The sequence below is a fragment of the Pseudomonas sp. PDM25 genome (assembly GCF_019219045.1).
Taxonomy (GTDB): domain Bacteria; phylum Pseudomonadota; class Gammaproteobacteria; order Pseudomonadales; family Pseudomonadaceae; genus Aquipseudomonas.
Genome location: NZ_JAHUWL010000037.1, coordinates 1 through 9,710 on the forward strand (window position 1 = coordinate 1; position 9,710 = coordinate 9,710).

Below are 9,710 nucleotides of genomic sequence, written 5' to 3' on the forward strand. Positions count from 1 at the left end.
CGCTTGAGGACTACCACTACCCGGTGGAGATGGACAATCTGGCACGTGGCAAACAGCTCGCTCGACAGGCCCTGGAGCGGCACCGTGCGGATTACCAGTTGGCCGAGGGGCAAAGCGACCAACCGACCCTGCGCTGTGGCCACTTCGTTACCCTGACCGAACACCCGCGTCAGGCGTGCAACGCCTTGTGGCTGCTGTGCAGTGTTCATCACCAAGGAAAACAGCCCCAGGTTCTGGAGGAGTCGGTCACCAGCGAAGAGAACGCCGAAGATGGCTTCACCCAAGGCTACCGCAACACCTTCACCGCGATTCCCTGGGACGTGTTCTACCGTCCACCGCTGGTCACCCGTGAAAAGGAATTAGTCAGCCAGACCGCCCGTGTCACCGGGCCTGCCGGCGAGGAAATCTTTTGTGATGAGTACGGTCGGGTCAAGGTCGAGTTCAATTGGGACCGGGCCGAACTGAACAGCGACAAGAGCAGTTGCTGGATACGGGTGTCATCCAGCTGGGCCGGGGACAGCTTTGGCGCGGTAATCATTCCGCGCATCGGCATGGAAGTGGTGGTGACCTACCTGGAAGGTGATTCCGACCATCCGCTGATTATCGGGTGTGTGCCGAACAAGGTCACGCCGGTGCCGTACCCATTGCCGGCGAACAAAACCAAGACGGTGTTGCGCAGCCACAGCTCGCCCGCCAGCGGCGGCTACAACGAACTGTCGATTGAAGACCGTACGGGGCAAGAAAAAATCTACCTGCGGGCGCAGCGTGACCTCGAACAGGTGATCCTCAACGACAGCGACACCCGGATCGGACATGACCGCCGCGAGCAGATTATCGGCGACAGTCACAGCCTGATCAGTCATGACCGTTTTGAGCAGGTGGACCACCACAGCTCCAGCTTGATCAAGGGTGATGAGCTGCACACCACCCAAGGGCTGCGTAACACCGTGATCGGCGGCAATGAGCTGATCAGCATTACCGGCGACAGCAGCACCACGACGGGTGGCTCGCTGGTGATTCAGGCGGGCACACAGGCTCACGTCACTGCCACCAATGTGGTGATCGAAGCGGACGTCAGCCTGACGCTTAAGGTCGGTGGTCAGTACATCGTCATCAACTCAGGCGGGATTTTCAGCAGCGTGCCCATCGTCCAGGGGGGAGCGCCCCAGGCAGGCGTTCCTTCGCTTCAGGCCGCACAGGCGCTGATCAGCAACGCACCGGCACTTTCCCCAGTGATGGCTCCCACGCAAAACGCACTGATAGGGGTGACTAAAGCCAAAGATGCGGACTTCTGCCCGCTTTGCGAGGCCTGTAAAAATGGCCTTTGTCTGCCCAAAGGAATGACCTCATGATGGTTGCCACCCCTCGGCAATGGATCACCGATCAGCTAGAACTCGACCATGCCCTGTGCCTGATTCTAGACTCGGAAGGCGAACTCGACGTCCGCCAAGTCTTATTGAATTCCAGTGACCCAGATCAGCATCGCCGTGTGTACGACGAGACTGCGGCCTTCGATTTGGCGGATGCGGGGCCTTTCATATTCCTCATCGACAATCCTGACGATGAGCGGATCAACGAACTGCTCAAGGTGCCTGAGCGCCATTGGGGCTGGCTGGCGAGCATTCACAAAGATGACCTGTCTGCGCTGACCCAACACTGGCGTGAGCGACTGATTATCGGCACACGGCCCAATCAGGCGCTGTACCGTTTCCACGACAATCGTGTCCTCACCCGCGCCTTGGGACATATCCCCGAAGAGGCCCGCCCTGAGTACCTGGGGCCCGCGATCAGTGTGTGTTACTGGCAAGGCGCATCCTGGGGCGTCACCCACAATCCTGCTCCCGGCGAACACCCGGTTCCTGCTGATCCGCTGTGGCTGAACGTACCGGCATCGGCGAGGCAGTCTATGGATATGCGTCAGTCCAATCTCTACCGGTATCTGTGGGCCGAACATAGCGACGAGTTGATGCGACTCAGTCAGCGTCAAGCCCCAAGCGCTTGGCTTGCAGAGCAACTCTCGCAGGCTCAGCAATGGGGATGGTCTACCCCTGAGCAAGTGCATTTTTTGATCATCAACAAACTCATTGAAGCTGACCCGCTCATCCTAAAAAACTGGTTGCCTCATGCCGATGAAACGCCGCAGGCTCACTACGAGCGCCTTTTTAATGAGTCGAAATTCTGGTCAGGAGAACACTCTGAATGATGCACGTACGACGTTTTACTCCCCAACTCCTGCGGGTCTTATTGGTGAGCGCAATGGCCGTGGTGGCGTCAGGTTGCTCGATGGCGCAGACCGAGAGTTTTACCTTCCAGGCCGACATGCCGGAAAACTTTAGCATTGGTGGTATCGCTTATTACAAGCAGACACCGTGGGACATGTGCCAAATACCTTCAGGTGAGGAGCAACGCTTCAGGCGGAAGTTATCCAAAAGCGAGCAACCGAACACCGCACACTCGGTGGAGTTCAAAGTGCCACTGACTGACACCGTACACGGCTGTTCAATGGTCTTGAAAAATGTGGTGTTGAATATCGAAGGACAGTGGGGCAAGCGTGAGCTGGACATGGATATGGCCACTGCCGGCTTATCAATCCGCGATGAGCCATCAGAAACGGTTCAGCCTTTTTCCGCGTCAGACCCCATTGTTTTCCAAGGCCAGTGCCAGTGGCTGTTTCGCACGATGGGTCCGTATCGTTACATTGTGAAAATCCTCCAGTGCCGGGGGCTGGACGCGAATGGCGTCGTGCAAAAAAGCTTGGCAGGTGGAGCGTTGCAGCGCGATCAGTTAGCGGGAAAGACCGTCAAGTTGGTACTGACGATGGCGAAAGAGGAGCAGCCGTATTTTGATCGCTATTGGATTAAAACGTCTGGTGGGTGGAAACCGTGCAAGGGGAATTGGGGGCGCGACATTGAGGAACTTTGTGTAACTCCCCCTCAATTCAAACCTTTCAAAATGCCCGATGGACGTGACTGCACCGTCTACCCCAACTGCACCGAATAAGGACATCAAAGGATGAGTTCGTATAAACCCATGGACGATTGGGAAAAGCCGGCCTTTGGCGACAGGATGTTAGCCTGCCCATTAAAAGGTCACTGGGTCAGTTTTCAGTTGGTGGACGAGTTCGGTGAGGGCAAACCGTATGCCGGTCTGGCCTATACCCTTCAGGACAGCGCAGAACAGCAGTACACCGGGGTGCTGGACGCTGAAGGATTTGCCAGAGTGGAGGACCACTATCGAGGGCCAGTAGTATTGATGTTAGATGTTGAATATACAGGCGGAGAGCTTGTTTATAACGATTTAATGATCCGTAAGTCTTATCCGCTCCCGATCACCGAACTCCAAGTCCGAGCCGAACAAACCCGTTTTTTCCACCAAGACGGTCTCCCTGTCGAACACAACCCCGCGCAAAAGGCGGGAGATAAATTCATCCAGGTAGAGGTACGGGACCTGGTCAAGCATGTCGCGCATTTACCCCCTGCCATTGACCGTAAATACCCGCCCGATGACATCTTGGTCAGAGCGCTAGATGAGCTGAGGTTTGGTCCCGAGCCGTTATCGCTGTTCGGTGTTGGGCTGTTGCCCAACCGGCACACGCTGCTACAGGTGCGCCCACTGCGTGCGTTCAGACCCATGCTCTCAACCGATGATGCCTTCAGCGCACTGAACCTTTACCAGCTCGCGATCATGGCGGATCTGAGCTATTCCAATTTCGGCCAGAACCCCGCCAAAAAACCTGTGGACTCTGTGAATTTCCCGTTGGATCCCAGCGTGGGTAACTTTTTTGGTGACGCGCTTTCGAACTATCGAGAAAGTTGGAAGGTCGACAGTGTGCAGTCGTCGGTTACCCGGTATTTCCCATTGTACGAGGAAGTTCCCTATTCCAAGCGGTTCGAGATTTTGCCGTTCGATCCAACCGTGTATGAACAAAACCAACCGGGTGATAATCAGGAACACCCTGCCAATCTGCATTTCTTTGATGACAGCAATAAGTGTTGGGTGAGTGAGAAGAGCACGCAGGCGTTCATCACCCATCATGACGACATCATATTGATCGCTATCCGTGGAACGCAGGAGTTGTCAGATTGGTGGCGGGATGCGGATGCGGCACAAGTACCCTTTGAGGAGGGGCATGGCAAGGTCCATCATGGCTTTTACGACGCGTATAAGGCACTAAAAAGCTTTATTCAAAGCTACTTAATCCGATTTTATACCGGTCAAAAGATCATCATCAGCGGTCATAGTTTGGGCGGCGCGATTGCGTTGCTGCTGGCGGAAGCGTTGCGATGTGATGAAATCCGAAAATACGACATCCTCCTCTACACTTATGGTTCGCCACGCGTAGGTGATGCCACGTTCGTCGCCGCTGCCAAGCCGCTGGCTCATCACCGGATGGTGAACAACAACGACATGATTCCCGGTGTCCCTGCACCCTGGATGAACGCACGACGAACGATCTGGATTCCAGGACTTGCAGCCCTCTTTATTACCAACCCCGTTTTAGGCATCTTGATCTTCGCCGTTGGCCTGGCTCGTGTTGGTGGCGATCCTTATCAGCACCACGGTACGTTGCATCACTTCATGCAGGTGGATTTTACCGGAAAGAAAAAGTCGTCGATTCTCTGGAATCCGGGCTGTGCATCTGTTGAAGAAGCCGCTTGTTCTCGGGCCCTCGCCAAAGATGGCGACCTGCCGTTTCGTGGTGGTTTGATTGATCAGGTAATGAATTTAGGCGACCACAGTGCACCGGGGTCCTACATCCCGTTCTCATGGGCGACCTTACGACGCTGGCAGCAAACGCAAGACGCGGGCACGACAATAGTCACTGAGGATGAATACAAGTTGGTGGCGGCAGCCCTAGCGGCGATGCGCAGCAAGGTGCAGGATCAAAGTAGGCAAACGAGAAACACTTTGCGCTACCACAACAACGATCCCGAGCACCTCCAGCTAGCATCTGATTTGTCCACAGAGTCACAACATCTTCTTGATTCGTTGCTACGTCTTAAGAGGCTCCATGAGCGCCGTCTGACCCTTGTCGATGTCTACGGTAGCGTTGCGCAATCCCCCAGCCTGAAAGACACCCTGCATCGCTGGATGGGCCAGCGCGAGAACCTGGCCCAGGTGCAAATAGCGATGATTCCTCAGCAGGACAATGACGACTTAATGTTCACTTTTCGCAGCGGCATGCCTCATACGCTGGACATCGATTCTATTTTTTAGTCGCGGTGGCTACTGGTTCGTGCCGGGAATACCCGCGAGCCAGTAGCGATATGCCGTCATGCCTGGAGGTTTTACCTGAAAACCCTTTCCACGCTTCCCGTCTCCGGATACGATAATTTGCCCGAGTACGATGTGTGTCTTCCGGAGAACCTGCGCCCTGAGGCTAACCGGCTAATCCGCTATCTGCATGAGTTACCCTATCGTCGTGTCCGGTACTGCGCTTGGTGTGACAGCACCAATGTCGGCCTCCAGAATAATCGTGCCGAACAACGGCTTGCGCGGTACTACTGCAGATCCTGTCGCAACAGCTTCAATAGTTTGAGCGGAACTCCTTTTGCTAAAATGAGGAAGATGGAGTTGTGGTGGAGGTTTGCTGTGTATCTGCTTGCCGGTTGGTCCAGCGTGCAGATCGCTCCTCGTTTGGGGGTGAACCACAAAGTTTATTTTAGCTGGGGACAAGCCGTCAGAGAGGTGATGGCTGACGAGTGCCCTGATTTGCATCAGTGGTGGACAACGCGCCATGACCGGGAAAGCCTACAGCCGCCAGAGCATATTGCGACGCAACAGCAGGCTGTCATCACCTGGATCGAAACAACGTTGAGCGCGCAGCACGCGGCGTGCCCGAGGTGTCAGGGGATGCAGACCTATCGCATCAAAGGCGCTCGTCCGAAGTTCAAGTGTGACCCCTGCGTTACCTGTTTTTCCCTTTTATCGGGTACCCCATTATCCGGGATGACCCGTACTGAACTCTGGGTCGATTTTGCTAGAGGGGTTATGGATGGTAAAAGCATTCCAGATCTCAAGCGGCACTCTGGATTGGGGATAGGAGGCAGTACGCGCTGGCGTGCACAGTTTTTATTGTTGATCGAGGGGCTGGGACACATGGAGTTGCTTCAGTGGATCACCTGGATGCGCAGCCGTCGCAATAAAGAAGCAGTAAGTTTTGTGCGCCAGGGTGGTCACCTGGACAAGGCAATGCGCTCTATCTATCCGCCATTATTTAGCCTAAAGGCCCCGTTTTACGGGGTCTTTTTGCATTCTGTGGTTTCTGTTCCCCCATTTGTTCCCCCGTGTGGATTTTGGAAAGTTATCCGTGTCGTTAGATGGCTCGGGATCTAGTGCTTTGCCGTGCTGGCGAGTGCGTCAGGCCCCAGGGTCGTCGTTTATGTCGCGTTGGCACTGCCATGGCCATAGCGCTCTCTAGCGCATGTTGAGTCCATAAGGCCATAAGGAGGGTATCCGGGGTGCATGCCCGTCGGCTCCTGTGCCACTCATTGCAGCTTAGTCTCCGTTCGGCAGGTTGTGGCTCAAGGCAATGATCGCGTTCATCGTCTTCACCTTCTTCAGGCGTTTTTCCACCTCTTGCCTGACCTGTTCCTGTTCGCCATTAAACGGTGGTTGTTCGCTCTCCATGGCTAACTCCCACATCACGAGACGCTCAGTGGTGCGCTCCAGGTGCTTTAGCGTTTGTTCTAGCTGAGCGTTGGCTGCTTCCAAAGCGAGTTCTGAGCGTTTGCGTTCCAGCGCCAGGCTAGTCTTGAGGCTCTTCTCGCGCTCGCTGTGCTTTCTGGCGACCCACTCAGCGTCGTCGATGAGCGTGGTGATGACGGCTGTCTCCGTGATCCTATTGGTCTTGGACAGGCGAGAGAGATTCGTTCTAGTCGCATTGGGCAGCGAAAAGGTACACGGCTTTCTGCCGTGACTGGGGGCGCGGTAGCGATGTTGCCTCAGCGCATTCTTCAGCCGAATCACAAACTTCAATCCTTCGGCGGTCTGCTCCAGGTGGGCGATGTCCGCTACGACCTGGTCGTAACCCCCTTCCATTCGTCGAGCAAAGCGCCTGATGTCGCTGCGCATCGCGGTGTCGGCATGCTTGCTGATGTACTGCTGTGCCCACTGCCACTCATCGCCATTTCCGCGTAACCATCTCAGCTCGCGCTTCTCGTCGATCATCGTTTCTGTCCATCCGCCTGGCAGGAGTTTCTGCGTAGGTAAGGTTAACATTGTAGCCGTTATTGTCATGTTACTGTCACGCTATGAATAACGTTATTGTACAAAGTCAATATTTATAATAGGGTATAAAAACTGTTAATTAATTAAGTTACTTCAGCCTATGAAGCTTTTCTATCAGCTGTTTATAGCGTCACTGCAAGGGGCTGATCCCGAAACCCGGTGGGTGTTTGAGCTGCTCGCGGCTGACGGGCTGCGCACGGCGGGCGATGCGCAGGGCTGCCGAGTCGAGGCGCTGGCGGTACGGTTTCGGCTGCCTCAGCCACTGGTGAGTGACGCCTTGGGGGAGTTGGTGCAGTTAGGTCTGGTGGTGCGAGAGCGCTCACTGTCGGAGGGTAAAGGTCGACCTGCGATCACCTACGCGCTCTCTCCGAGGGTGGTGCAGACGTTGACGGTCAGCGGGCCGGTGTACGGGGTTCACGCCGAATTGCTCGACGGTCTATTGTCTGGCGCCCCCATCGCGACGCAAGTGCCCGGCCTTCAGCCGCGCCCGGCAAAACAACGGCTAGCCGCGACCAAGACGGGACGACCGGCGCCACCGGGCGCAAGCCAACGACTGAGTGCGTGTAATCGGCTGTTGTTCGCCACCCTGCTGGCGCGTGCGGATCACTGTGGTGTGGTCAGCGGGCTCGGCGGTCCGGAGTTGCGTCAGTTGACCGGCTTCGACGCGGCCAGCTTAAAGCACCGCCTGCGGCGTCTGATGGACCTGGGGTTGATCCGTCGTTACGTGCCTGGGGTCTCCAGTTCGATTTTTGCCAGGGCCAGAGTCAGCAGCACCTACTTTTTAAATCTGAACCCTGGCTTCGGGCTCTCCAGTCACTGCTCGGTGATGGTGCATCTGGCGTGGGACGGGGAGGCCAAGCGCTTTACCCATGCCGATATTCTCAGCTTCGATGTCGCCGCGTATGAGCGCGGGGATAGGGGTTCAGCCCTGGTGGCGCCGCTGAGCGTCATCCGCTTTCTGGCGGGGCAGCGACCGCGTGTTTACCTCGTACTCCAGAGCCTGCTGTATCGGTACGCCTCATTTTTACTGTCCCAGCGCTGGTCGGCTCTTGTGCCGGGGGCCTACCTGTGGGACGACAAGCTCTACGCCATGATCAGGCGTGATTTTCGCCAGCCTGTAGCGAAGGTGACCGGCGAGGACACTCCCGCCGAGACGGAGCGACGGGAGGGCGAATGGGTAGAGATCATCGAGCACTTCTACAGGCTGACCCACGAGATCGCCCATGAGTTTCGCAGTCGCTTCGGTCAGGCCACCTTTCTGTCGCTGGATGGGAGGCAGATGAGCGTGCTCCCCGTGGCCGACGATCTGGGCTACAAGGTCATCACCCTGGTGGCTGGATCGCACCCAGAAGGTGCCAAGGCGTTTGTCTGGCTGGAGGAGGAGCGACCCGGTGTGGTCAGGCTTCGACCAGAGATGGCAGAGTCTGAAGTCAATCTGATTAACCGCTATGACTTTGGGTTGCTCACGCCGCCCAAGCGCAAGACTGGGAAGCCCTAGGTCATTTTTTACCGACCCTACCCATCCTCTGAACGAACAGAGGAGCCCCGTTCATGAGGATCATTCGCCTGAAAGACGTTATCGACTCGACCGGTCTGGCCCGGTCGACCATCTACAAGTACATCGCTGACAGTACGTTCCCGAAGCCGGTCTCATTGGGAGAGCGCTGCGTAGGCTGGGTGGAGGGAGAGGTCCACGATTGGATCCTGGCCAGAATCGAAGAGCGCGACCTGGCTGACTAAACCACAGCCTGAGCATAGCTAGCGATGAGTCATTGACAGGCATCACGACGGGGGTGACTCCCGTCGTGATGCCTGTATGCCGTATGACCCCCGACAGAGTACGGTTGCTGTTCTCGCGGTAGGCAAGACCTGTTGGCAAGCGTTCAGTAGCCAGGGTGGCGAGCGGTCGATGGGATGAGCTTCAATCGAGTCATTCGGTTGGCGTTCCTGCTGACCTTTTCGCTCCGAGCTTGTGGTTTAGTTCCAGAGTATCGAAGTTATCGAAAAGACTATGTTCCTCCCGTGTGCTCCGGTCATTCGCTGCTCAACTCCCTGGCTGGAGCGGAGGTGTGAATCTCTGTATTAGTATTATTAATACACTCCATGATTACTCTTTACTAAATACTCCTCGATTGCACACTCTCTACATCCATATTTCTATACATACCTTACTAAGCCTTTACTTCACCATTCCTTGCTACACCCATTACTACACTCTTCGCTACACCCATTACTACACCCTCTATTAATCATTACTGATCTTCAAAAGGCTAATAGATTCTTACATCACGAATCATCAATATAGATACCAATCTAGGTCCTATTCAGAGGGCTATTAGGCTTCCCTCTCAATGGGTAAGCAACATGAACTCCATCACTCTGCTTGCTGTAGCTCAGCCAGTCACAAGACCAGTGCCATACGATGATCTGAGGTCAGTCCATGGTGATCAAGCCGTAAATAAATACTCATCCCACTGAGG

The 9,710-nt window shown here is 55.5% G+C and carries 8 protein-coding genes; 7 read left to right on the forward strand and 1 reads right to left on the reverse strand.

Annotated elements, in window-relative coordinates; genetic code table 11:
- From tssI to KW848_RS30955, 5 genes are all read left to right on the forward strand, one after another.
- The coding region (tssI, locus tag KW848_RS30935; RefSeq protein WP_218539121.1) for a type VI secretion system tip protein TssI/VgrG at positions 1-1,352 on the forward strand (1,352 nt) is incomplete at its 5' end.
- Entirely contained in the window at positions 1,349-2,203 is an 855-nt protein-coding gene (locus KW848_RS30940) for a DUF4123 domain-containing protein (RefSeq protein ID WP_218539122.1), read from the forward strand. The genes tssI and KW848_RS30940, both read left to right, overlap by 4 nt.
- Complete coding sequence (locus KW848_RS30945; protein WP_256365344.1) at positions 2,200-3,000, forward strand: hypothetical protein; 801 nt, start codon at positions 2,200-2,202, stop codon at positions 2,998-3,000. The genes KW848_RS30940 and KW848_RS30945 overlap by 4 nt, the downstream gene beginning before the upstream one ends.
- Positions 3,001-3,012: 12 nt before the next feature.
- Positions 3,013-5,217, forward strand: coding sequence for a lipase family protein (locus KW848_RS30950; RefSeq protein WP_256365345.1), 2,205 nt, complete (start codon positions 3,013-3,015; stop codon positions 5,215-5,217).
- A gap of 375 nt (positions 5,218-5,592) precedes the next feature.
- Positions 5,593-6,336 carry a hypothetical protein gene (locus KW848_RS30955; protein WP_218539123.1) on the forward strand — a complete coding sequence of 248 codons (744 nt, stop codon included), beginning with the start codon at positions 5,593-5,595 and terminating at the stop codon, positions 6,334-6,336.
- A 162-nt stretch (positions 6,337-6,498) separates the two neighbouring features.
- Here the strand turns inward: KW848_RS30955 and KW848_RS30960 are convergent, their stop codons facing one another.
- Positions 6,499-7,170 (reverse strand): hypothetical protein, encoded by a 672-nt coding sequence (locus KW848_RS30960; RefSeq protein ID WP_218539124.1) that lies wholly within the window; start codon positions 7,168-7,170, stop codon positions 6,499-6,501.
- A 160-nt stretch (positions 7,171-7,330) separates the two neighbouring features.
- Between KW848_RS30960 and KW848_RS30965 the strand changes: the two genes are divergently transcribed.
- Both KW848_RS30965 and KW848_RS30970 read left to right on the forward strand, forming a co-directional pair.
- A complete protein-coding gene (locus KW848_RS30965) occupies positions 7,331-8,728 on the forward strand; it encodes a MarR family transcriptional regulator (RefSeq protein WP_218539125.1) in 1,398 nt (465 codons plus the stop codon).
- Positions 8,729-8,781: 53 nt separating this feature from the next.
- Positions 8,782-8,970 carry an AlpA family transcriptional regulator gene (locus tag KW848_RS30970; RefSeq protein WP_218539126.1) on the forward strand — a complete coding sequence of 63 codons (189 nt, stop codon included), beginning with the start codon at positions 8,782-8,784 and terminating at the stop codon, positions 8,968-8,970.
- Positions 8,971-9,710: the final 740 nt, after the last annotated feature.